This is a genomic window from Mucilaginibacter sp. McL0603, assembly GCF_049992945.1.
Lineage (GTDB): Bacteria > Bacteroidota > Bacteroidia > Sphingobacteriales > Sphingobacteriaceae > Mucilaginibacter.
Genome location: NZ_CP188251.1, coordinates 4,263,478 through 4,286,507, shown reverse-complemented (window position 1 = coordinate 4,286,507; position 23,030 = coordinate 4,263,478). Strand labels below are relative to the sequence as shown.

The 23,030-nt window shown below is 39.1% G+C and carries 20 protein-coding genes; 7 read left to right on the top strand and 13 right to left on the bottom strand.

Translation table 11 applies throughout. From position 1 onward, the window contains the following. Positions 1–18 precede the first annotated feature (18 nt). The gene (locus tag ACPPVU_RS19605; RefSeq protein WP_426668374.1) at positions 19–462 is read right to left on the bottom strand and encodes a hypothetical protein; all 444 of its coding nucleotides are present in this window, start codon (positions 460–462) and stop codon (positions 19–21) included. A gap of 214 nt (positions 463–676) precedes the next feature. Then, positions 677–2,008: an L-lysine 6-transaminase gene (lat, locus tag ACPPVU_RS19600; protein ID WP_426668373.1), complete on the bottom strand. Its 1,332-nt coding sequence runs from the start codon at positions 2,006–2,008 to the stop codon at positions 677–679. A gap of 197 nt (positions 2,009–2,205) precedes the next feature. On the opposite strand from lat, the gene ACPPVU_RS19595 reads away from it, so the two are divergent. Next, positions 2,206–3,024, top strand: coding sequence for a hypothetical protein (locus ACPPVU_RS19595; RefSeq protein ID WP_426668371.1), 819 nt, complete (start codon positions 2,206–2,208; stop codon positions 3,022–3,024). Here ACPPVU_RS19595 and ACPPVU_RS19590 read toward each other — a convergent pair. Beyond that, positions 3,014–3,910 (bottom strand): 1-aminocyclopropane-1-carboxylate deaminase/D-cysteine desulfhydrase, encoded by an 897-nt coding sequence (locus ACPPVU_RS19590; protein ID WP_426668370.1) that lies wholly within the window; start codon positions 3,908–3,910, stop codon positions 3,014–3,016. The genes ACPPVU_RS19595 and ACPPVU_RS19590 overlap by 11 nt on opposite strands. A 68-nt stretch (positions 3,911–3,978) precedes the next feature. Here ACPPVU_RS19590 and ACPPVU_RS19585 point away from each other — a divergent pair, with 68 nt between their 5' ends. The 3 genes from ACPPVU_RS19585 (at position 3,979) to ACPPVU_RS19575 (ending at position 6,656) form a co-directional block, all read left to right on the top strand. Further along, positions 3,979–5,016, top strand: coding sequence for an RluA family pseudouridine synthase (locus tag ACPPVU_RS19585; RefSeq protein WP_426668368.1), 1,038 nt, complete (start codon positions 3,979–3,981; stop codon positions 5,014–5,016). 46 nt (positions 5,017–5,062) lie between these two features. Then, complete coding sequence (locus ACPPVU_RS19580) at positions 5,063–5,947, top strand: aminotransferase class IV (RefSeq protein WP_426668367.1); 885 nt, start codon at positions 5,063–5,065, stop codon at positions 5,945–5,947. A 67-nt stretch (positions 5,948–6,014) separates the two neighbouring features. Continuing rightward, positions 6,015–6,656 carry a hypothetical protein gene (locus tag ACPPVU_RS19575; RefSeq protein ID WP_426668366.1) on the top strand — a complete coding sequence of 214 codons (642 nt, stop codon included), beginning with the start codon at positions 6,015–6,017 and terminating at the stop codon, positions 6,654–6,656. Positions 6,657–6,686: 30 nt separating this feature from the next. Here ACPPVU_RS19575 and ACPPVU_RS19570 read toward each other — a convergent pair whose 3' ends face one another. The 3 genes from ACPPVU_RS19570 to ACPPVU_RS19560 all read right to left on the bottom strand — a co-directional run bounded on the left by ACPPVU_RS19570 (position 6,687) and on the right by ACPPVU_RS19560 (position 9,777). After that, the gene (locus tag ACPPVU_RS19570; protein ID WP_426668364.1) at positions 6,687–7,475 is read right to left on the bottom strand and encodes a DUF3050 domain-containing protein; all 789 of its coding nucleotides are present in this window, start codon (positions 7,473–7,475) and stop codon (positions 6,687–6,689) included. Positions 7,476–7,622: 147 nt separating this feature from the next. Further along, positions 7,623–8,540, bottom strand: a complete 918-nt coding sequence (gene fmt, locus ACPPVU_RS19565) for a methionyl-tRNA formyltransferase (protein WP_426668363.1) — start codon at positions 8,538–8,540, stop codon at positions 7,623–7,625. A 58-nt stretch (positions 8,541–8,598) separates the two neighbouring features. Further along, complete coding sequence (locus ACPPVU_RS19560) at positions 8,599–9,777, bottom strand: exo-beta-N-acetylmuramidase NamZ family protein (RefSeq protein ID WP_426668361.1); 1,179 nt, start codon at positions 9,775–9,777, stop codon at positions 8,599–8,601. 93 nt (positions 9,778–9,870) lie between these two features. Between ACPPVU_RS19560 and ACPPVU_RS19555 the strand changes: the two genes are divergently transcribed. After that, positions 9,871–11,118, top strand: coding sequence for an ABC transporter permease (locus tag ACPPVU_RS19555; protein WP_426668360.1), 1,248 nt, complete (start codon positions 9,871–9,873; stop codon positions 11,116–11,118). Between the two features lie 121 nt (positions 11,119–11,239). Here the strand turns inward: ACPPVU_RS19555 and ACPPVU_RS19550 are convergent, their stop codons facing one another. From ACPPVU_RS19550 to ACPPVU_RS19525, 6 genes are all read right to left on the bottom strand, one after another. Beyond that, positions 11,240–12,715, bottom strand: a complete 1,476-nt coding sequence (locus tag ACPPVU_RS19550) for a hypothetical protein (RefSeq protein ID WP_426668359.1) — start codon at positions 12,713–12,715, stop codon at positions 11,240–11,242. Further along, on the bottom strand, positions 12,678–13,244 hold the full coding sequence (locus ACPPVU_RS19545; protein WP_426668357.1) for an RNA polymerase sigma factor: 567 nt from the start codon (positions 13,242–13,244) through the stop codon (positions 12,678–12,680). The genes ACPPVU_RS19550 and ACPPVU_RS19545 overlap by 38 nt, the downstream gene beginning before the upstream one ends. A gap of 164 nt (positions 13,245–13,408) precedes the next feature. Beyond that, positions 13,409–13,849, bottom strand: coding sequence for a hypothetical protein (locus ACPPVU_RS19540; protein ID WP_426668356.1), 441 nt, complete (start codon positions 13,847–13,849; stop codon positions 13,409–13,411). A gap of 62 nt (positions 13,850–13,911) precedes the next feature. Beyond that, a complete protein-coding gene (gene mazG, locus ACPPVU_RS19535; protein ID WP_426668355.1) occupies positions 13,912–14,715 on the bottom strand; it encodes a nucleoside triphosphate pyrophosphohydrolase in 804 nt (267 codons plus the stop codon). Positions 14,716–14,876: 161 nt separating this feature from the next. Next, the gene (mnmD, locus tag ACPPVU_RS19530) at positions 14,877–15,599 is read right to left on the bottom strand and encodes a tRNA (5-methylaminomethyl-2-thiouridine)(34)-methyltransferase MnmD (protein ID WP_426668354.1); all 723 of its coding nucleotides are present in this window, start codon (positions 15,597–15,599) and stop codon (positions 14,877–14,879) included. Positions 15,600–15,827: 228 nt separating this feature from the next. Next, entirely contained in the window at positions 15,828–17,186 is a 1,359-nt protein-coding gene (locus ACPPVU_RS19525; RefSeq protein ID WP_426668353.1) for an MBL fold metallo-hydrolase, read from the bottom strand. Positions 17,187–17,570: 384 nt separating this feature from the next. On the opposite strand from ACPPVU_RS19525, the gene ACPPVU_RS19520 reads away from it, so the two are divergent. Together ACPPVU_RS19520 and ACPPVU_RS19515 are read left to right on the top strand one after the other, a co-directional pair. Beyond that, positions 17,571–18,083 carry a hypothetical protein gene (locus ACPPVU_RS19520; protein WP_426668352.1) on the top strand — a complete coding sequence of 171 codons (513 nt, stop codon included), beginning with the start codon at positions 17,571–17,573 and terminating at the stop codon, positions 18,081–18,083. A gap of 14 nt (positions 18,084–18,097) precedes the next feature. Next, the gene (locus ACPPVU_RS19515; RefSeq protein ID WP_426668351.1) at positions 18,098–18,631 is read left to right on the top strand and encodes a helix-turn-helix transcriptional regulator; all 534 of its coding nucleotides are present in this window, start codon (positions 18,098–18,100) and stop codon (positions 18,629–18,631) included. Between the two features lie 145 nt (positions 18,632–18,776). On the opposite strand, the gene ACPPVU_RS19510 is transcribed toward ACPPVU_RS19515, so the two are convergent. After that, entirely contained in the window at positions 18,777–22,724 is a 3,948-nt protein-coding gene (locus ACPPVU_RS19510) for a sacsin N-terminal ATP-binding-like domain-containing protein (protein WP_426668350.1), read from the bottom strand. Between the last annotated feature and the right edge of the window lie 306 nt (positions 22,725–23,030).

Below are 23,030 nucleotides of genomic sequence, written 5' to 3'. Positions count from 1 at the left end.
TTTTTGGGCTTTTCTTATTTATGCCTTCACATATTCAAAGCGATTATTATCGTTGCTTCTTTCCCTGCGCAATTTGTTTTCTTTGGCAAGTTTCAGAAGTATACCAGATAATTCAGATGTTTTGAATTCAGAATCGTAATTCTCTTTACAATAATCAGCAATATCAGATATTGAGTGCCTTGCAGTAAAGAAATCAGTTGCCAATAGTTGGTTTAAAATTTTAGTAGCTCCGGGTTTTTTTCGGCCAGCAGGAGAGTAGTTTTCATCATCATCACCAGATCTTGGTTTACGACCACGTCTGCTTAGTGCATCCCCATTATCTGAATCTACCCTATCAGATTCGATTATTGCGTCCAAAAGACGATCAATAATTCGCACCTGTACCGCTTCTGAACGAAACGAATTTACTACTTCAGATACTTCTACTAATTGTTTTTTTAATTTTTCGATATGCTTGCTCATGATCGTTGTCGACTTCCCTACTTAAGTAATATATAAAATGTAAAACTAATCCACATAATAATTAGAAATATTGCCTATTGTGGTTAAAAAATAGCATATATTAATATATGGATATTTAGTTAACGTAAATTGACATATTTAGTATCAAGAGGCCAAAAAAAAGCACCTATTATTGATTAAACAGGTGCTTTGTAGCAAAAATATTACAATAATATTATAATATACCTAATATATGCTCTAACACTTGAAGCCCTTCATCAATATGAGCCTTATCCATGATCAGTGCCGGCCTGAAACGTATAGTGTGATCGCCGCATCCCAGGAACATTACATTTCTGTTCATTCCTTCTTTAACGAACTTATCCCGTTTTGCTTTATCAGGAAAGTCAAAGGCTGTAAGCAGTCCCCTGCCTCTTATATTAGTCACAAGGGAATTTCGTTCAGAAATTTTTATTAGTTCGTTTTGCAGGTACTCCCCAATTATAGCAGCATTGTTGCAAAGATCATCTTCTGCAATAATTTCCATTATTTTTGATGAGCGTACCATATCCACTAAACTACCACCCCAAGTCGAGTTAATACGTGAGGATACATTAAACACATTGCCTTCTACTTCATCCACCTTCTTACCTGCCAGAATGCCGCACACCTGCATCTTTTTACCAAAGGCTAATATATCAGGACGAGCATTTTCGCCAAAATGTTCGTGACACCAGAACTTCCCTGTGAGGCCTACTCCGGTTTGCACTTCATCATAGATCAGCATGGCATCGTTTTCATCAGCCAGTTGCCTTAGTTTTTCTAAGTATTCCTGCCTTACATGGTTATCGCCACCTTCGGATTGTATGGGCTCGATGATAATAGCACAGATGTCGTCCTTATTTACTTCAAAGGCTTTTTTGATCTGTTCTATTGATAAGGCTTCCCTTCTTAATAGATCTTCATGATTACTGTCTGAGTATGGAAAATTGATCTGCGGGAAGGATACTCTTGGCCAGTCGAATTTGGCATACCATTTTGTTTTAACGGGTAAGGTGTTGGTTAAACTCAAAGTATAACCGCTCCGCCCATGAAAAGCGTGCTCGAAGTGTAATACCTTAAAACCTTTTTCTTTGGTATAGCCTTTTGCAAAATTCTTTTGCACTTTCCAATCCATTGATACTTTAATGGCATTCTCAATAGCCAATGCTCCGCCAGAGATAAAAAAGGCGTGTGGCAGGTACTCAGGAATACCTACGCGGTCAAAAGTCTCCATAAACTGGGCATATTGCTCGGTGTAGATATCTGAGTTGGAAGGATTAGTTAATGCTGCAAGCATCAGATTCTTTTTGAACACTTCATCATTCACCATTTTAGGGTGATTATAACCTAATGGTACAGAGGCAAAGCAAGTAAAAAAGTCAAGGTAAGTGCGTTTATGTTTAGCATCGTACATATATACGCCCTTGCTTTTTTCCATGTCAAAAGTAAGGTCAAAGCCATCGGCAAGAATGTGCTTCTTTAATGAATCATGAACATTTTCCGGAGATACTTGCAGCTTGTACATACATTGTCGGTTTATTCCAAATTTACTAAAAAAGTGCTTAGAAACAATATTTGAGCGGTTTTTGAACCGATTGGAGAAAAAGTAACTTTAAATTGTTTAAACCTATATTTTGGACTGATTGTTAAAATAGTTCTAAGGATTTTTTGATAAATATTTTTAGTAAATTGGTAGAATTCTGCTTAAGCCATGTCTAAAAAATGAAATTCTTTTTGTTTTTGCTACTTATTATTTTCAGTCAAATGGTTTCGGCTCAGAATGCGGATTCTGTGTCGAAGATCATATTCGAGTACGGAAAGGGCCATAATTCATGGGGCCCTGGTGTTTATGGGAAAGGTGAACGAATTGAAATAACTAAGTTTGCCAATGGGAATTTTAAAATAACAAAATATCAGCTAATTACTTCCAGTGCAGGTAGTACCGGTGATAAATTCACTAAGGATACAGTGTCTTTTAATGTACAAAACTACCCGGTTATTTCAAAAATGAAAATCAAGAATTTGTTCCTGCAATTAAATGTCTCTAAAGATAATTTTAATACCTCCTTTGTCTTTCCTTATTTGAACAAACCAAGCAAGGAGAAAATATTAGCCGTTGCACGACGGATAGATAAATATGAGGACTTTACCGATGAATACTCAGAAAAAGAAGATAGGGATCGGTGGATAAAAGAAATGACAGGCTTTAACAAACTTAATGCGTTTTTATATGAAAAAAAGCCTGATACTAATTTATTACCCACAGTTATTTCAGACGTTTGGCATTATGTGAGGGTGTTATGTATAAATAGGCGAGACACTATCAAGTTTCAAAGTGAGCTTTATGATCTTTTAGCGCAGCCTTTTGAAAAGTTTAAGAATGGGAGTTATAGCTCAGATAGGATTATTGCTAACGTGGAAATAAATACTTCAATATCAGTTTTATTACCAAAACGATCATTGCTAAGAAAAGATATTGATCTAAATAGTTTAACAGAGGAATACTTAAAATGGTATATGGAAGAGAACCTTAAATTTTAGTGAACTTGTCTTTCATCCCCAATAACCCCCAAATACCACCCGTATGAATGGCCAATATCCGGCTGCCAGGTTTAAAATAGTTTTTGGTTGCCAGATCGTATAAGGCATACAGCATTTTTCCGGTATAAATGGGTTCTATTAATATCCCTGTTTCAGCAACAAATTGTTTCACAAATTTGATAAGCTCATCATTTACTTTTCCATATCCGCCAAAGTGGTAATCTGTTTGAAGATGGTATTCTGAAGGTCTTTCTAAAAAATTATCAATGTCAGATCTCAGAAATTCGCCGTTTTTTAATACCGGTATTCCGTGGAATTGAGTCGGAAGTTTTCGTTCGGACAATCCATTGATGATACCTGCCGCAGTAGTGCCCGTTCCGCAGGCGCAAAAGATATGATCGTATGTTTCTGGTAATTCATCAATTAACTCGCTGCATCCTTTTGTTGCTAATGCTGATGCACCACCTTCGTCAATAAAGAATGCATTGTTATCCTTAGCAAAGTTCCGTTTAAATAGAGCCGGTTTATCGCTATAACTTTCCCTATCTGTAAATATTAAATTCATGCCATGTAAACGGCATAAAAAGAGCGTATCATTATTCACTTCTTCGCCGCGTACAAATCCTGTCGACTTAAATCCAAATTTCGCAGCAGCAGCTGCAGTAGCCAGTAAGTGGTTGGAATAGGCCCCGCCAAATGTTACCAGGTGTGTTTTGTTTTCGGCTTGCGCCTGCTTTAACAAGTATTTTAATTTACGCCATTTATTACCCGATATGACAGGATGGATCATATCATCGCGCTTAATGAAAACCTTTAAGCCTTGTTCATCAAACAATTGATGCTGAATTTGATGAATTGGGCTAAAGATCTCGAAATCGATATTCATTAAGCAAATTTAGAACAAGTATCCATCAATCATCAATAGTCTGAAAAAACGAGTACTTTTGCCTTATAATGATAACCGAAAACGAACTATTAGAGCAGGAAGAACAGGACCTATATGAGCACCTCCGTATAATAGTTGACAAAGGGCAATCGTTGTTGCGCATAGACAAATTTTTAATGTCACGCGTTGAAAATGCGTCGCGCAACCGCATTCAAACCGCTATTGAACAGGGGAATGTACTGGTTAATGATAAGTCTGTAAAATCCAGTTATAAGGTTAAGCCTCTTGATGTTATTTCGGTTGTATTACCTCATCCACCAAGGGATACCGAGGTATATCCTGAAAACCTACCCCTGAATATAGTTTATGAAGATGATGATGTGCTGGTTGTAAATAAGGAAGCGGGAATGGTAGTTCACCCTGGCTATAACAATTATACCGGAACGTTGGTGAATGCGTTGGTTTATCATTTTCAGCAATTGCCTACGCTACCTGGTAATGATGGAAGGCCGGGATTAGTCCATCGCATTGATAAGGATACCTCTGGTTTGCTGCTCATCAGCAAGAATGAGCGCTCTATGACCTACCTTGCCCGCCAATTTTTTGAGCATACTATCACCCGGAAATACCTTGCCCTTGTTTGGGGTGATATTGAGGAGGATGGAACAGTAAGCGGATACATTGGACGCAGCGTAGGTGACAGAAGGGTGATGTCTATTTATGATGATCCGGAAAAGGGGAAATGGTCTGTAACACACTACAAAGTCTTGGAGCGGTTGAATTATGTGACCCTGATAGAATGTCAGCTGGAGACAGGGCGCACACACCAGATTCGTGCCCATATGAAACATATCGGGCATCCTTTGTTTAGCGATGCTACCTACGGAGGCGATAAAATATTAAAAGGAACGGTGTTTAGTAAATACAAACAGTTTGTTGAGAATTGTTTTGAGTTGATGCCCCGGCAGGCGCTGCATGCACAGACATTAGGGTTTAAACATCCAACCCTAAAAAAAGATATTCACTTTGAAGCGCCTTTACCGGCTGACTTTGAAGCAGTTTTACAAAAATGGCGTAAGTATTCTAATACAGATGCGGGAATTTAGAGTGAGATATGGGAACAAAAACGCATAAAAAATATTAGTATAAAGTATGAGCCAAATCCTAACATCTCCTATCTCACTTCCAAAAAGCTTAAGTATGGTGCCCTTGTTTATCAATTTTAATGGCGAGCTAATACGTGCCGACACCAAACTATTTACTACAGCTAACCGTGCTTTTAATTATGGCGACGGTTTGTTTGAAAGTATGCGGTTGATGAAAGGGCAACTTAAATTCGCCGACCTGCATGCCGACCGCCTGCAACGGGGGATGAAAGCCTTGAAAATTGATGGCTACTCACAGATGGATGCCTGGTTTTTGAGGGAGAAGGTGGAGCAGCTTGCGCTGAGAAATAAAATTAAACACGGTAGGTTACGCCTTACAGTTTACCGTGATTCGGAAGGATTATATGCACCTACACAAAATAAGATGGGGTATTGTATTGAGTTACAGCCCTTAGACGAGCCACGCTATTTTTTGAACGACAAGGGCCTGATCATGGATATTTTTACTGACCTGACCAAGCCGACCAACTTTCTGTCGAATATTAAAACCTGCAATTCATTGATTTATGTATTGGCAGGTGTTTATAAAAACCAAAACAAGCTTGACGACACCTTTTTGCTTAATCAAAATGGTTTTTTGTGCGAAGCCAGCAGCTCTAATATTTTTGTTTGGTATAAGAATCATTTGTACACCCCCGCTTTAAGTGAGGGTTGTGTGGAAGGGATAATGCGGCAGATCGTAATCAAATTGGCTAAAGAAAGCAACATCCCATTTACCGAGGCTCAGATCAATCCGGATATATTATATGAAGCCGAAGAAGTGTTTTTAACCAATGCCACCAAAGGCATACAATGGGTAATGGGCTTTGGAGTAAAGCGTTATTTTAACCGTTTGAGCAAAGGGTTGATGGAGGAACTGAATAAAGTGTAAGTCTGTTTCTGGATTTTATTTATAGGTCTTTCTTGTTTATATTTAGAGAATAAACCTAAACGCCGTTATGAAACCTATAACCCTATTATCTATTATTTTCTTAGCTATAACCCTTCTTTCCTGCAATAGAAGTCCTTCAATAAATCATACAACAAAAAAACCGGATGTGCCTAAACCGCTTCAGGATGATAATAAAGATTTTAGTCTTGTAAGTAAGAGCAGAGGAGATAACCTGGTAGATGCGATCTATTTCGACATGGTTAAAAAGAATTCTGACCTGAGAAAATTGGAAGACAAGATGGAACAATTTAATGCGGGTCGACTGGATAGCCTGAAGGCATTTAAAGAATATGATTCAAAATCTGATGAGTACTATTATGCCGCATTTGCAAATCTAGATCGCATCCAGGATTCAGTAATAAAACAAAGGCTGCGTGAGATATTAATAAATAGCCAAAAAAGATACGTTGAAAAAGTATCAAAGTTTACATCTATCATAAAAAGGATGGATGATGAACAATTAAGCACAGCTAATTATTATCAGACCCTAAGGATAGTGGCTTCATTATCTGTAATAGAAGAATACCAAAATAATGGGTTCCCAGATAGCAAAAGTGCAGACGCTATTTCTTCTCAGTCATCAAAACTAAATGCGCAAACAAAAAAGCTGGCAGAGAAGTATGAGGCTAAGGCGCAAGAGAAGAAGTAAACCTGTGGGTATGACTTTAGTTTTTTGAGTTTATACAGCAGTTGTGCTTTTAACATTTTCTAATATACCATCCCAAAGAGACAATCGCTCCTGTAAAGCTTCTTTTACAGCTTCAGTAGCTTCAATCCATTTGCTGTCATCATTGCCGCAGAGCTCGGCTGTCATTTGGTAAGCCAGTAGTGAGTGATGTTCGCCATCGACTTCGATATGGCGTTCGAGATAGTATAATAGCGTATCAACTTTGCCGGGAAATTGTTTGCTGATCTCTTTAACCATGCTGATGAACATTCCTGGTATCAGGTCTTCGCGTCCGAAAGTAAATACTGCAGCCTGCAGATAGGGTTTACCGGTATCAATCACATCAAAAGTATGTTGTACAAATCGGCGGGCTGATGCTGGTATGTTGGCGATAATAAGCGCTTCGTCAATATTTTTACCCCATGCCAGTTCATTGAACAGGCTATTAATACCAATCTCTGAAGATCCGGCTTGATTCATTGCTTCAAGGTATAATTCAAAATGACTGGTGCGGTTTCCTTGGGCATCCACATCGCTTTCTTCGCCTAAAACAATTTCATTAATGAGGTAGCGGGTATTTGCATCGCCTACAGGCATCCAGGGGATATTAGTGCTGGTAAGCGTTTGTTGTAATGATTTTAACAGAGACATAAAATCCCACACCGCAAACACATGGTGCTCCATAAAAACATTAAGGTCATCTATTGTCCGAATGTTTTTATAAAGTTCGTGTTGTATCAGCTGTTGACGTAAAGGCTCAATTTCGGCCTTTAATTGTGCTATTCTATTTTCTCCGCTCATTATCATCCGGCAAAAGTAGCAGTTAATTGCTTTTAGGATAACCGATTAATGATTTATGACGAAAAATTGATGGTGGATAAGGGTAGCCCCTATGGGGCATAATGGATTTTGTTTATTTTCTACAAAGCGGTTGTTCCTACGGAACATTTATAACCTCACACCCCTCAAAAATTCAGCAACACCCATACGTTTTTTGCCTTCCATCTGGATATCTGTAAGGATAACAAATCCATCTGTGGCGCTGACTTTTAAGAATGTCCTGTTATCCGAAAAAAACTCTCCGGGTTCTGATTCTGTTTCAGCAATTTCATATTCCGCTTTGAATACTTTCAGCATTTTATCATTCAGCGTGGTATATGCTGTTGGATAGGGACTGAGGCCCCTTATAAAATTATAAACCTTTTCGGCAGGCTGGTTCCAATCGATCTTGCAATCTTCTTTAAATATTTTGGGTGCATGTTTTATTTCAATGCCTTCAGTTAAATGTTCCTGGGGGTTTTCGGTATAGCGACCACTTTCAACAGCTTTTACAGTTTTAACGAGTAATCCGGCACCTTTATCCATCAGGCGGTCATGGAGTTCGCCGGCTGTTTCATGACCGGTAAGTGTGATTTTTTCGGTGAATAATATGTTTCCGGTATCGATGTCGTGTTTTAAAAAGAAGGTAGTAACGCCGCTTTCTTTTTCACCATTGATCAATACCCAGTTTATAGGGGCTGCGCCACGGTACTGTGGTAATAGCGAAGCGTGCAAATTGATAGTGCCCTTTGGGGGCATGTTCCAAACTGCTTCGGGAAGCATACGGAATGCAACCACTACCTGCAGATCAGCCTGGAGCGCGTATAGATCATTCAAAAATTCTTCGTTCTTTAATTTTTCAGGCTGAAGCACTCTCAATCCGTTTGCTACAGCATATTGCTTAACTGCACTTTCGCTCACAACCTGGCCGCGACCGGCCGGTTTATCCGGTGCCGTAACTACGCCAACAATCTCACAGCCTGCCTCTATTAAAGCATTCAATGATGCGACGGCAAACTCGGGCGTACCCATAAAAACAATTCTCATATGCGATGTAAAGTGCTTTTAACTCTTATAGTTTAGTTTTTGTTTTGTAGAAAATTTATTACTGGTATAATAAATACTTTTTACGCATCTCTTTGTACCTGCTTAGTGCAGGCTCCCAGCTTTTCCTGATCTCTTCTTCGCTTTGTCCCGCTTCAATTTGCTTTCTTAACTGATCAGTACCAGCCAATTTGGAAAAGTAGGCATTAAAAAAATGCGCCTTGTCCGGAAAAGCATTGTATAATTTTATCAGCCACAATATATCGATTTTTTTGCTAATCCGGAACTGGTTCACATCATAATGTCGCAGATCAATGCCGTAACAGGTCTTTTCTTTTTGTGGCGGATCTTCACTCATCCCCGGTATGCCAACCGGTGTAAATGCAAACTTGAACTGTCCGCTTAACAAGGGATGTCCCAATACCTGGAAAGGAACCAATGTCCCTCTGCCTAAACTAAGGGTAGTGCCCTCAAACAAGCATACACTAGGATAAAGCAATATGGATTGTGCTGTATTAAGATTGGGTGACGGATTAACAGGCAAAGTGTAAGGCAAGTCATGGTTATACCCCACCATTTTGATGATCTTTAATTTGCATTGTACATGATTTTTAAGCCATCCTTCGCCGTTGATCATTTGGGCATATTCTGCAATAGTCAATCCGTGAACAATGGGCAATTGGTCAAGCCCAACAAATGATCGGTAGGTAGTATCCAGCATCGGGCCATCGACATAAAAACCATTAGGATTTGGGCGATCTAAGATCATTAACTCCACATTGTTTTCAGCACAGGCTTCCATAACATAATGAAGCGTAGATAGGTAAGTGTAAAAACGAACCCCAACGTCCTGTATATCGAAAACCACTAAATTAAGACCTTGCAGGTCAGCAGGGGTAGGCTTGTAATGCTTTCCATATAATGAAATTGCAGGTATCCCTGTTTTTGGGTCGACGCTATCATTCACAGTCGCACCATTACTTGCATTACCTCTGAAACCATGTTCAGGACCAAAGATCCTGGTGATGTGAATTCCTAATTTCAATAGGCTGTCAATACTTGATACCTCATTTTTGCCGATAATAGAAGTCTGGTTAATTACCATGCCGACGTTTTTATTTTTCAGATAACTAACGTATAAATCCGTTCTATCGGCACCGGTGAGCAGAGGCTCTTGTGCGTAAGAAATGGTGGGCAGGCCAATATTTAGCAGTAAAATGAAAAGGCATATTTTTTTCATAAAGCGGTATATTTTTGCGGGTAACAGATTCCAGATGTGAAATAACACATAAAACCGAATAATGTCAGTTCAATTCAGCCGAAATCTGCATATTTGCTAAAGTACAAAAATCATCCTGCATTGAGTTTCGCCTCCTTTATATCTTCCCGAATATCGTTCAAATCGAACCGCACCTTTTCAAAACTGATCGTGCGGATCGCAATTATAGGTATTATGCTCGGGCTTGGTGTGATGATCTTGTCGGTGGCGATAATTAGAGGCTTTAAATCAGAGATCAAACAAAAGCTGCGTGGCTTTGCAGGCGATATCCTGGTACAGAAATTTGATAATAATTATTCTGACCAGAACACGCCTTTTACAATTGACAAGGGTTTGATCAAACAAGTTCAAGCCAGCCCGCTGTTTACACATATTATGCCTATTGCCAGTAAACCTGGTATTATTAAAACCCGCACTGAGATAGAAGGGGTGATAATGAAGGGCGTTAATAAAGATTATGACTGGACCTATTTTAAGAATATACTTGTAGCAGGTAAAGTAATTGACTTTAAGGATTCAGTAGACGCACAAAAGCAGGTCATGATCTCAAGCTACACAGCAAGCAGGCTAAAGCTAAAGGTAGGGGATAAGTTTTTGATGTATTTTGTGCAGGAGCCATTAAAAAAACGCCCATTTTACATTACCGGTATTTTTGATGTTGGCGTTGCGGATATTGACAAGAGTTTTGTGGTTGGCGATCTTTCATTGATCGTAAGGTTAAATAATTGGCATCCGGATGAAATAGGTGGATATGAGTTGAGGGTATCGGATTTTAACCGTTTGGATGAGGCCAATGACTTTTTGAAAGATAAAATGCCGCTGCAGTTGAAATCATATACCGTTAGTGACTCTTACCCAACTATTTTCGAATGGTTAAAACTGCTTGATGTAAATGCACAGGTAATGCTGATATTGATGCTGATTGTAGCCACAATCAATATGATATCTGCTTTACTGATCATCATCCTTGAGCGTACATCGATGATCGGTATTTTTAAAGCGATGGGGGCAGGGAACTGGACCATCCAAAAGATATTTTTATACAATGCTACCTATCTTATCGGCATCGGGCTATTATTAGGTAATGTATTCGGATTGGGGATAAGCTTGTTTCAGTACAACTCGCATTTTTTCAAGTTGGATGAAGAATCCTACTATATGAAGTTTGTACCCATAGAGATACACTGGACAGATATGGCTCTTTTAAACCTTGGTACGCTCGTGATTTGCCTAATGGTACTCATTATACCGTCCATGCTTGTTACCAGGATATCACCTGTGAAAGCTATACGGTTCAAATAAGACACGATTATAGGATTTATTGGATTATAAGGATTAATAAAACACGATTTTAGGATTTGATTGATTAAAAGAGGCAGCTGATATGGTTAATCAATCAAATCCTTAAAATCCCAAAATCGTGTCATTTTTTCTTTGGCTGGAAATTGAATTTCAGATTAACCCCACCCGCACCAAATTTGATCTGCTCTGATCCTAATCCATCAAGCGGGTATTTTAGGAAAGGTTCAATGATCAGTTGATTGCGACCTACTGAGTAGCCCGTACCAAACGAAAAGTTTAGCGTTTTTGCAAAGTAAAAGCTGTTAAAGCTTTGATGCACAGATTGATCGGAGGTTGACGATACGTTGGCTGCGAAAGGAAGACTATAATTATATGTTGAGGTATAAGTCTCATTTATAAATGTGCCAGAGCTTAAGCCAATAGAAATATACGTGGGGCTTTTTTCAGGATTAAACTCATATTTCAGATTCACCGGGACATCTAAACCTACCAGGCTGGCATTATAATTTTTTAAGGAAGGAGTAACAGCGGAGTAAATATTCTGACCAGAGGCAGCTAAATAACTGGCAGCAACGGTAGCAGTTGCTGGTGCCACTGCTGCTGCATTTAACCTCGCGTTATTATTATCAGGCGGTAACTGATTGCCATAACTCAAAGTATTTTGTGCGATGGTAACACCGGTAGAAAGATTAAGGTTCCGGCTTAATTTAATATCGGAGGTAACACCTGCGCCAACATTTAGCTGACTACTGCTGCCCTTGGCGTAATTAAAATAGGTGGCAGCATATACGCCAAAATCAACAGCTTTATTAGTGTTTTTAGCTTTCTCAGGCTTTTTATTGTCCACAACATTATCATCAGAAAAAGGTAACTTATTGGCTTTCTTTACCTCTTCCTGCATGTTTACCCCAGGCTTTGCAGCTACAATAGTTGACGATTTAACAGTTGGTTTAATGCCGTTGTCGGTTTTTATATTGTTGTCAATTTTATCCGGATTATCGATTTTGTTAGCAGCAATCTCCCGATCCTGAGATTTGGACTGATTTGTTGCTGTTGTTTCATTTATCGCACGATCATTTTTGGGCATATAATTGTTAGCAATAACATTTTGATTATCCGCTTTAGCCTCATTCTGATTTGTTGAGACAGGTGATGATGGTTGCTGATTTGTTTTAACCTTGTTGTGTTTTTGCAAGTGATCGGAATGCGTAGCGTTAGTTGCAAGATTTTGGTTTTGCAGACTGTTAATAACGCTATCTGCTTTGCTATTGCCTGCAATGCCAGTGTCTTTTTCTGTTCCGAATGGTTTTTGCGCCTGGTAATTACTCGGTTGTTTTTTATTGAGTGCCGCATTTTGTTTTGTTATCGGCTTATTGCTTATCCACCATACACCCAGGAAAAGCAGGAGCAGCGCCGCTACCGTGGAGCCCCACCAAAGCCAGGCCACCGCGCGGCGTTTAGCCTTCTCAGGGTACTTTTCCCTGAGCAACACCCAGCCTTCATCAGCGTGTTCGTCTTCATAATTGTCGAACACATCCCTGATGCGGTTTTTTAAGTCGTTATCCAACTGATCGTCCATGGTTTTGTGTTTCGGCAATTATTATTTTTCTTAATTTCTCTTTCGCCCTGCTTAAATAAACCCTTGATGAGCTTGCGGGGATGTTAAGCATACCGGCAATTTCATCATGATTATATCCATCAATCTCATATAAATTGAAAATTGCAAGTTGAATAGCAGGTAATTCTTTCAACAGGCTTAGAATATCCTGTGCATTTAAATGATCAATAGCATTAACATGACCAATTATAGGACCGGCGTTTTCCAGTTCTACATTTAACTGGTGTTTCAGATCTTTGCGCCGCCTGTCTATCGCAGTGTTCACCACTATCGTACGCAGCCAGGCTTTAAAAGGTTTGGCGATATCATAATTTCCCATCGAATTAAACGCCTTGATAAAAGCGTCGTTTACCACTTCTAATGCATCATCCCTATTCAGGCTGTAACGTAAACCTATACCCATGGCATAGCCATAGAATTGCTTATAAAGCAGTTCCTGGTATTTTAAGCTGCCTGCTTTGCATTGCCTTATCAGTTCATCTTCGGCAATACGATGGGGTGGATGCATTAAGTGTTATTATTCAACCTATAATTCAATTAATTTAATTGTTCGTAGTGGTTACGATACAAATAGCAATATCGCTACAGTTAGCGAAAATATTTTTCAATATAAGCACACAATAAAAAAGCCGGCAACATAAATGCCGGCCCAAAGTGTAATTATAAAGTATATTAGTTACTTGTTTTCTTGAGGTTATATCCCAAAACCAATGTATCAGAACTTGATGCATACATGATCAGGTTTGTACCATCATAATTGTACAGATAGTATCCGCTTAAATGTGTTTTGGTTACAGCAGCCGTTGCCGAATAAGTTTTATCATTAAACAATATGTATGGCCCGCTAACGCCAAATGTTCCGTAGCTACCTGCATGCAGAGTTAAGGTATCACCCGTAACTGTATAATTAAAAGCAGGGGTCTGCAAGTTTACTGTAATGGTAGCTTTTGTTGAATCAAAAGGAACCTTATCGGTGTGCCTGTGCAAAAGTTTAAACTCCCCGGTAAAAATCCCTGATGGTGCAGGTGCTGGAGCCGCGGCTTTCGGGGTTTTTAAACACCCGGTAGCAAGAATCGTTACTAAAGAGAAAAGGGAAAGTAATTTAAGTTTCATCTGACCAGTATTTTCTACCAATACGAAAGTTAATTCTTTAACGCTACAAACTTTTGCATATTTTATAATTTTTTTGCTTCGTCCCAAAATACATCCATCTCGGCAAGGCTCATATCATGTAATTGTTTGCCGTTTTCTTTTGCCTTGTTTTCGAGATACTGGAAGCGCTTGATGAACTTCCGGTTAGTTTTTTCAAGAGCATCTTCGGGATTGATATTTATAAAGCGTGCATAATTGATCAGTGAAAAAAGCAGGTCGCCAAATTCACTTTCGGCTCTGTCGTGATCAATGGTACTTTCATCTTCGGCATTAAATTCATTTTTAAATTCCTGCAGTTCTTCTTCCACTTTTGCCCAAACCTGGCTTTTTTCTTCCCAATCAAAACCCACGCCTCTTGCTTTTTCCTGGATACGCGATGCTTTTACCAAAGCAGGCAACGAGGCAGGTACACCACCTAAAACAGATTTATTACCTTCTTTTAGTTTGATCTGCTCCCAATTACGTTTTACATCGTTTTCATCATTTACTTCTACGTCGCCATAAATGTGCGGATGCCTGTTGACCAGCTTATCACAAATACCGTTTAAAACATCGGTAATATTGAAGTCATTGGTTTCTGATGCTATGCGGGCATAAAACACAAGATGAAGCATAATATCGCCCAGCTCTTTTTTTATTTCGGGCATATCTGCGCTTAAAATGGAATCAGATAACTCATACACTTCTTCAATAGTAAGATGCCGAAGACTTTCGAGCGTTTGTTTTTTATCCCAGGGACAGTTTAAACGCAGATCATCCATTATAGTAAGTAAACGTTCAAACGCAGTTGACGGTGTAGTGGCAGTTATTGGTGCTGTTATTGGCATATCTTTATTTTTGCGAATGTGCAGATATGCAAATGTAGTTAATGTGGGAATGTGCAGATATGCAAATGTGCAGATTTTTAGTTGTGTGAATAGGAATACTATGCCGGTGCCACCGTCGATTTAGTGGATCTGCAAATCATCTAATCTGCATATCCGCACATTCACGCATCTGCACATTTAACTGCCCTGAGCATTTCGCGTTTGCCTGGCGCTCCAGGAGCCTTTTCTATTTTTAATCCTAAACTTTTTAATGTGCGTTTCAGGTTGCCTGTAATGGCATAGGTGACAAATATTCCTCCGGGTTTTAAAAAATGGATGGTATGTGTAATTGCATCTTCGTCCCACATCTCAGGCTGACGAGCGGATGCAAAGGCATCAAAGTAGATCACATCATATTGACTGTTAGTAGTGAAATTAGTCAGTTTGCAATGGGCCGTTTGCAATTGGCAATAAGTATTTATTTTAACAGGATGTTTTAACGAACCAGGATATTCATTTATAAAGCTATCCCATACCGATGCCGATACATATTGATCATATCCGGTTTGGCTTATTAATTCATTAGTTAAAGGGTAGGCTTCTATCCCTGTGTAATTAAGATTGACCTTGTTATCTGTGCAATAGTCAGCACTTAATAAAAAATTGAGACCTGTTCCTAAACCAACTTCCAATACGCTTACCTCAGCCCCTTCTAAATCTCCTCCGCCAGTTGACGGAGAGACTTTTAATTTATATTCTAAAAAATATTGAAGTCCTGACTTTAGAAAAACATGCCGGCTTTCCTGCAACGCACCATGCCTTGAATGATAGTTCTCGCCGACTTCGCTGTTATAAATTGTTTTGGAACCATCGGCAGTGGTGACTATTTGTAGTTCATGGTTCATGGATGATAGTTTATGGTGTTTTATAAATAATATAGTGTCGTGTCAATTAAGAACTAACGTTTAGTCCTGAGTCTAAAGTCTTGAGTTCTAAGTAAGGGAATGCATAAAATTCGACTTATGACTTACGACTAAAGACTGTTGACTTGACAATAGTATTAAGGTAGTATTGTTACTCTTTTCAAATAATAAAAGGCTATTAACTATGAACCATCAACTATGAACAATTATTTAATCTCCGATTTCTGACTTCTGATTGCCGACCTCTGTAACCGCTTCTCCAAGATCATAAACCGGTACAGTAGTTATCTTGCCCGCAACAATGCTGCTGGCGGCAGCTGAACGATAGCCTGCTGCACAGTGTACAACAACGGGTTTATCTGTAGGTATCTCATTCAGTCGTTCACGCAATTCCGGTAGCGGAATGGAAATGGAATGTTCAAATATTTTCCCTTCATTAATCTCGCCCCAGTTACGCACATCAACAACAGTGTAATGATCAGGGTGAAAAGTATAATCTTCAGTATCTACTTCAGGCAATTTTTCAAGACCAGTTGTTGGGCTTAATAAAGCAGCCTTTATATTTTTTTCGTATCCGATCTTGGCTGCTTTTTTTATGAGTGTATCCATACTAAGCTCATCTGCAGCAATTAAGTAAAAAACTTCATCCGGCCCGACAATTGAACCCAGCCAGGTTTCAAATTTATTGCCATCCTGTATATTGATAGCACCTTTTACATGGCCATTTTTAAATTGATCCTGCGGACGGGTATCAACAACAAGTACACCAGTTTGCAAGGATGCGTTATGTTTAATTTTAGGGACTGAAGCAATACTTTTAGCAAATGGTTCAGCGCCTTTTTTGTTGATATCCACATCGTGACCAAAATATTTTGGTATAAATGGCTGATCGGCCACAAGAGTTTTCACAAAAGTAAGTTCATCCATCAGCTGTAAAGCATAGTTTTCGCGCAGTTCGCGACCTATGGTACTTTGCAGGTCGGGACTAAGGTTTTTACCACATAACGAGCCTGGGCCATGTGCCGGATAAACAACAACATTTTGAGGAAGATGCATCAGCTTATCGCGGGTAGAATGATACATTTGATGTGCCAGCTTTTCTTTGGCAGCAGTAATGTTTCCAACATTTTCACGCAGATCTGGCCGGCCTACATCCCCAACAAATAATGTATCACCTGTAAATAGAGCTTTATCATTTCCGTTTTCATCTTGCACTAAAACACAGATAGAATCAGGCGAATGACCAGGAGTATTAATAGCGCGAAGTTTAATATCTGCCAGTTGGATCACTTCGCCATCATCAAAAGTTTCGTGCGGGTATACAGCGCCAAGCAATTTACTTGCATAAATGGTCGCGCCTGTTGTTTGGTGTATTTCCAGATGTGAACTTATGAAATCGGCATGTGGATGCGTTTCAATAACTCCGGTAATATCTGCATTATTGAATGCTGCAAACTCATAATAGGGCTGTGGGTCCCGGGCCGGATCGATAACGATCATTTTTCCTAACCTGATTACTGCGTATGATGCGTGTGCTAAACCCTTATCGTAAAATTGATGAATTATCATATATTATTTGCTGCAAAGATAACTGTTTGTTGCAGAGGTTAGAATTGACTGATTGTTTTATTGATGTAAAGTTTGAATTCAAACTACTGGTTTGCTCCTATAAGTGTTCACGTTCATGCGCGGAATACCTGTGAACTCCTATTTAATAACCTGGTAATAAATTAGTTAATTTTTTTGTGTAATTGATTTACAGGTATTACAGTAATTTTTTTTTAATACTCACCAATTCCAGTGTCAACACTAGAATTTATTTAAGGTTTAGCATCTACGCTAAACTTAGCAGGTGGTAACCGTAGTGTAATTTTGGTACAATTTGTACCAATGAATTTAATTTTGTATCTTTATCTCAATCTTAAAATCGAAGAAAATATGATGATAAAGTAAATGAAGGTTAAAATAATTAAGACGGCAACCGCTAAAGAAGTGGATGCACTGATTAGAACAGGCAAACTATCAGAAATGCCGTCTATACAACAGGACTGGCGGTTTAATTTCGATAAGGAATTAAAGAAGTTAAAAAATGCAACAGGATACCTTTTGGTAACGGAAGAAACGCCAGAGGTAATAGAAGGGTGCATGATATTCCAGCTGATAGGTGAGAAAACGCCTTATATGGCCTTTGTTGAAGTAGCCCCTCACAATAAAAAGAATGCGAAAATGTACGACCGTGTGGCAGGATGTTTGATTGCCTTTGCTTACCAGTTGAGCGTAATAGAGGGTATAGGTGATTATAACAGCATGTTGCAATTTGATGTGATGGAAGAAAAGAAAGAAGACGAGGTTAAGTTAATGGCCTTGTATTCTACCAAATATCATGCGAAACGCTGGGGCGGTACAACGATGGTTATTATAGATGAAGATGGAGAGGCCCTTGTTAAAGAGTATCTTTCACAATAGATAAGATTAAGGTAATGGATAAATTAAAAAAGATCGTAAAGCGAGTTGGAAATACCGGGAAAATCAAAGCTGTAGATTTGACTATCGGGCCAAACGACGGGCATAACAGGAGCGAGGAAAAGGCGACGGAAATAGCGGCCCTGGCCAAACTCCATAACAGCAAGCGTTCTCCGGAACGTTTACGCAGAAATGCGATGTTAGCTGTTCAATACCGGATGGAGCATTATGTAAATGATGACCAGGTCACCTATGAAAACATTTATGCAATTGAGGATTTTGTAAAGGATTTTCTAAAGGTTTTGGGTATTAACAAAGGTAAGTTTGCCGGTTACATTGAAATGGATGGTTCAAACCTGAACAAATATTACAGGAGTGACAGGCGTTTTAATACGGAGCTTGCGCTGAAATTTGCTTATTTCTTTCATACCCCGGCAGATCTGTGGCTGAAAGTTCAGATAAAAAATGAATTACTTCAACTACAAAAGGAAAAGGAAGCCGAAGAAAAATACCGCAAATATGACTACGAAAAATTATTGCAAATTGCCTGAGAAGTGATTTGCAATGTTTTTTTATTTAAAACACCAAAACCCGGCTTTCACAGGCTTTGACTTATAACTCGTCGCCAATTGCTGCGTCGACGCTGCAATTTATTTAAAGATTAACGTCGGTGCTAAACTTGGCGGGGACTATTTGTCATATCTTTAACGTGATTGGGTATGGCAAAACTTCACCGGTTTGTATCAACGCCGCTGGATTGTCAACAGTAATAACATGAGCGTTGGCGAACCCCGCACGGTAAACCCGGTAAAGCGAATAGTTAGCACCCATTTTAAACATAAATACCCATTCTTTATCAGATAGATATAAGACATCCTTTTCGTTTGACGGTGTTCCTTTCACGTCGATGAATTTGTTAATACCACTTTCAACATAACTGATGTCATAAGGAAAGCCGCTTTCCTCATGTTCGTTTGCCCATACAATTGACGAAAAATCGTTCTGTTGTTGAATAAGAAAGTTATAAACCAATTCTTCAGACCAATATCCTATATCGCTTCGTACTCCTTCGCTGGCTATTTCGGCATACTCCTTTGTCGGGGCATTGCTTGCCGCCCAGAACGATCTTTTTTGAACTGTTAAGCTGGACGTGGCCAAGCTTGATGCCGGATAATGTGGTGTAAAAGGTGTTGTGCTTTCTTGTTCCTGATGATTAATATCATCATCACGTTCAACGTCTGAATACAACTCAGTCTTAGCCGTTACAATTTCTTCCGCTGAATCGTCAAAGGGCAGTTCTTGCTTCACTTCCTGAAACTCTAAACGCTGCAGATTAAACCCCATAGATATAAAATAATCCGTGATCTCCTCCTCATCTAATTCAAGTAACAAGCGGAGTTCGTCATTAAGGTTTCTGATATCCAGTATAGAAATGAGTTCGGGAATCAGCACAAACATGGTTAACGGGCTTTTCCACTTGCCTTTAAAATACAATTTATTTGCCGCTCTGTAAATCGTCAACGAAGTACCCTCAATAATTTCCTCCTCGTCCTTGAACGTTAGTTTAATCTCTGTAGCAATGAAAAAATCAGTGCGCTCAATCACTGCTTTGATACGCTTGAATTCATTTTCAAAATCTGCGAAACGCTTCCTTTCACTAACTGCTGCGAGGAATGGAATAATTGCCCATAACTTGCGTTTCAAGGATAATTCTTTTATTATGGGTTCCTGTCCAAAAGACGGAATGAATTGGTCAATGATTTGGATATCAAACAATGCTACCATTGCCTCAAATTCAGGTGTATTTGTTTTACAATTCTCGGGGAGTAACATTACTTTCAGCTTTTCCGAAGAAGTGTTAAATCCTGCAATTTTGACCAGCTTAAGTTGTTTTATTGGTTCAAATTTTAAATTTGTCGCAGGTAAGTGGTTCTTTTCGGCCCAGACACTTATTAATTCCTTGTGGTCGGCGGAGAGGTCAGGGGTCAATGTTTCCAGTTTATTGTAAATCTGTCCAAGCCGTTTCTGATCTGCTTTGCTGAGGAGTTCGCCTTCTTCCATTTGATCTGCCATTTTCTCGAGGACGGAGAGATAATCTTCCAATGTTAACTGTTTTTTAAACCCCAACAGCTTTTTCCAATCTTCCGAAAGTGGTTCGGTATAATCGAAAACAGGAAGAAACTTGCCTGCCACGTCCATGGTTTCCTTGTCATTGAGAAAGACTTCTGAGGCTAACTCGCAGTTATTAAGCGATGTCGGAAATATAGGCGCGTTTTTTATACACCAATTAAAGAAATTTACCTGTAAGGAAGTGGTGTTTTGCCAATTAGCAATACCCGTGTCTTCTGTTCCTCTTTTAAAATTGGTTTTGACGACCCGTTCCCAAAAGAGCTTCGAAAACTCATGACCAGTCGAAAACTCCAAAAGCGAATAAGTGGTAAGCCGATATTTTGTTATGGGGTTGTGATAGACGCCCCCTCCATATGAATTGTATTTCTGAGTGCGGTTTTCATCAAAAAATGTGGTGAAATCAATATATTTTTCACGGGCCTCATCGGGTTTTAATGAAATTACCTGTAATTGAATGTCTTGCACCACACCCAGCTTTAGTAGGAACGTTTTCCATTCACTTACCATATCACCTGGGCGTTTATATTCGGTAGACACATATCGGCAAACATTATTGACCTGTTCAAGCCTTAAAACCGGTTCATAAAAATTAGCGAGGTAACATCGTTTAGCTGCCAATAAAATTTCTGCGGTGGTGGATAATCTCAGATCTTTCAGCTTTTCATAATGTTCATCCAACAATTCGCCCTTTTTGTGCTTATCAAAGAGATAACGAGTAACTTGCAAATAATTATTTTCGGTGACCGCTGTTTCAATATTACCGATCAACTCGTTTTCCAGATAGGCTTCATCAGACGGATCTTTAACGCCCATTTGTTCCAGCCAGTTTCTTGTAGGTGGATCATTTTCAATATCTATATATACATCAGGATCGATAACTGTGACCGACCCCCCAAACTCCGTCTGGTAGGCTACAGACGGGAAACAGACAGATCCTGGATTCCTTAATTCATTGTCTGCGGTAATAATAAAAGGTATTTCTTTAAGTCGTTCTTTCCACTTTCCACTCGTATCATTCCTGCTTTTTTCTGAAAAGTACGTGATCAACGAGAAATTTTCAGCGGCGCTATGGCTATCTGTAAACTCGTTCGAAAGAAAGAAAGGTTCGAGCCAGTCTATATCAAAAACTGTAGCACCCCAACGTTCAAGTATCTCCTTGTGTTGGACGGAATTATGCACGAATGAATGCTCAGTGAAATTTGTGCCTTGCTGCCTGTTTATGAATTCAATAACGGTTACAGGGTCTATGAATGTTAAGGCTGACAATCCGGTATTGTCTATAATTAGATCGGCAGGCTTCATTAGTACCGACGTAAGTGATGGTATGAACGCGGTTTCCTTGACGGATTTTTCTAGCGCACTATTAAAAGCAGACTTTAACTCGTTTGGCGTTGCTCCGAATGTTGCCGGTAGTAATTGAAGCAACTCGAATTTATAAACCGAGCCAGCTAAATCTCTTAACCATTGCACTATTTTTTCCGCTGTCAATTTCATTAACCATTGATTCCAAATCCGGTCCTCATGTAAAGCTTCGCGTGGTGCATTTGTGAGAAAGCTGCCATTTAATAAAAAAGGAAAATAGAAATTTGAAACTTTAGTAGGCAGATAGGTAAAAATCAGGCTTTCGTCTCGCCCAAGTGCTTTTATTTTGCTGTCAACAATCTGGACGGCGAAAGACAACTCAGTAAAATCCGCTTCTTTAAGTTTATCCGGCGTTTTATCATCTTTTTTCAATTCCCTTTTGGTAGATTCCGGAATAACGATATTTTCGAATGTTTTAACTATCCAAGTGCTGATTTCCCTACCATTGATTAATAGCGAAACGCTATTATAGCCCTCATCTATGGACCTGATTCTCTTTTCTATAGTAAAAGCATCACCGCCGTCCCTCGATACAGCAATTTTCTTCACCCGTCTCAAAAATAGTAATATTTGTCCGTCTGCCAGCAATTCCTTCAGCTCCTTTTCTAATTCATCAGTTTTTTCCGTTTCAATTACCGTATTTACCAAGAACGGATTTTCCGACAGACTCTTTTGAATATCTTCCGACATTTCGCTAATTTCCGTCCATATCGGAATGACTTGCCAAGGCAACACGGCAGCATGGTAATTTTTTTCAAATCTGAACTGGTAGCCGTTTGAAAATATTGACACTCTTTCGGATTTGCCAAACACGGATTTAAAACCTATACCTTTATATCCTGTCTTAGTTGGATCTGCTTTTTTTGTGCTCGACCCGGCATTTGTGAGCGATTTGATATCCTCATCCGAAAATGCTTTACCATTGTGGGAAACAATAAGTGCATCATCGATAAAATCAAAATAAACATCGTTCCCGGTATTCGGTGCAGCATCGTCTGCGTTTTGAATCAGCTCAAACACAAATCGCTGGCTTTCCGAATATATATCAGTAGAAACTGTGTGCAAAAGATTGACCGCAAGTTGCGCTTGATCAGGATCTGCATAGACTGAACGTTTCATAAACAGTTCGTCAATAAATTGTTTTGGGCTCATTTTGATGTGATAAAATCAGGTTTGAGAAAGATTTATATATTTAAATCCAAAAAAACGTTTTTTTAAGTGGAAGGCAAGTTCTTAATAAATATCGTCAAAACGAATATATTAATATGAAATTTCCCGTCAAACTTCCCCCGCGAGTTTAGCCTAGAGTAAATCGTAGAAACCGAGCTGCCTTTTTCAATACAACCCAAACCACACCCCATCAACCTTAATACAAATAATCAGCCCGATATTACAAAACATCAAAAACAGCAAAGCCCGATAAAAAACCAGGCTTTGACTTATAACTCAAGACTTATA

What these genes read in the sequence shown, in the direction of transcription:
- ACPPVU_RS19605 (WP_426668374.1), bottom strand. Translation starts at nt 462, where the DNA reads ATGAGCAAGCATATCGAAAAATTAAAAAAACAATTAGTAGAAGTATCT.
- lat (WP_426668373.1), bottom strand. Translation starts at nt 2,008, where the DNA reads ATGTACAAGCTGCAAGTATCTCCGGAAAATGTTCATGATTCATTAAAG.
- ACPPVU_RS19595 (WP_426668371.1), top strand. Translation starts at nt 2,206, where the DNA reads ATGAAATTCTTTTTGTTTTTGCTACTTATTATTTTCAGTCAAATGGTT.
- ACPPVU_RS19590 (WP_426668370.1), bottom strand. Translation starts at nt 3,910, where the DNA reads ATGAATATCGATTTCGAGATCTTTAGCCCAATTCATCAAATTCAGCAT.
- ACPPVU_RS19585 (WP_426668368.1), top strand. Translation starts at nt 3,979, where the DNA reads ATGATAACCGAAAACGAACTATTAGAGCAGGAAGAACAGGACCTATAT.
- ACPPVU_RS19580 (WP_426668367.1), top strand. Translation starts at nt 5,063, where the DNA reads ATGAGCCAAATCCTAACATCTCCTATCTCACTTCCAAAAAGCTTAAGT.
- ACPPVU_RS19575 (WP_426668366.1), top strand. Translation starts at nt 6,015, where the DNA reads ATGAAACCTATAACCCTATTATCTATTATTTTCTTAGCTATAACCCTT.
- ACPPVU_RS19570 (WP_426668364.1), bottom strand. Translation starts at nt 7,475, where the DNA reads ATGAGCGGAGAAAATAGAATAGCACAATTAAAGGCCGAAATTGAGCCT.
- fmt (WP_426668363.1), bottom strand. Translation starts at nt 8,540, where the DNA reads ATGAGAATTGTTTTTATGGGTACGCCCGAGTTTGCCGTCGCATCATTG.
- ACPPVU_RS19560 (WP_426668361.1), bottom strand. Translation starts at nt 9,777, where the DNA reads ATGAAAAAAATATGCCTTTTCATTTTACTGCTAAATATTGGCCTGCCC.
- ACPPVU_RS19545 (WP_426668357.1), bottom strand. Translation starts at nt 13,244, where the DNA reads ATGCATCCACCCCATCGTATTGCCGAAGATGAACTGATAAGGCAATGC.
- ACPPVU_RS19540 (WP_426668356.1), bottom strand. Translation starts at nt 13,849, where the DNA reads ATGAAACTTAAATTACTTTCCCTTTTCTCTTTAGTAACGATTCTTGCT.
- mazG (WP_426668355.1), bottom strand. Translation starts at nt 14,715, where the DNA reads ATGCCAATAACAGCACCAATAACTGCCACTACACCGTCAACTGCGTTT.
- mnmD (WP_426668354.1), bottom strand. Translation starts at nt 15,599, where the DNA reads ATGAACCATGAACTACAAATAGTCACCACTGCCGATGGTTCCAAAACA.
- ACPPVU_RS19525 (WP_426668353.1), bottom strand. Translation starts at nt 17,186, where the DNA reads ATGATAATTCATCAATTTTACGATAAGGGTTTAGCACACGCATCATAC.
- ACPPVU_RS19520 (WP_426668352.1), top strand. Translation starts at nt 17,571, where the DNA reads ATGAAGGTTAAAATAATTAAGACGGCAACCGCTAAAGAAGTGGATGCA.
- ACPPVU_RS19515 (WP_426668351.1), top strand. Translation starts at nt 18,098, where the DNA reads ATGGATAAATTAAAAAAGATCGTAAAGCGAGTTGGAAATACCGGGAAA.
- ACPPVU_RS19510 (WP_426668350.1), bottom strand. Translation starts at nt 22,724, where the DNA reads ATGAGCCCAAAACAATTTATTGACGAACTGTTTATGAAACGTTCAGTC.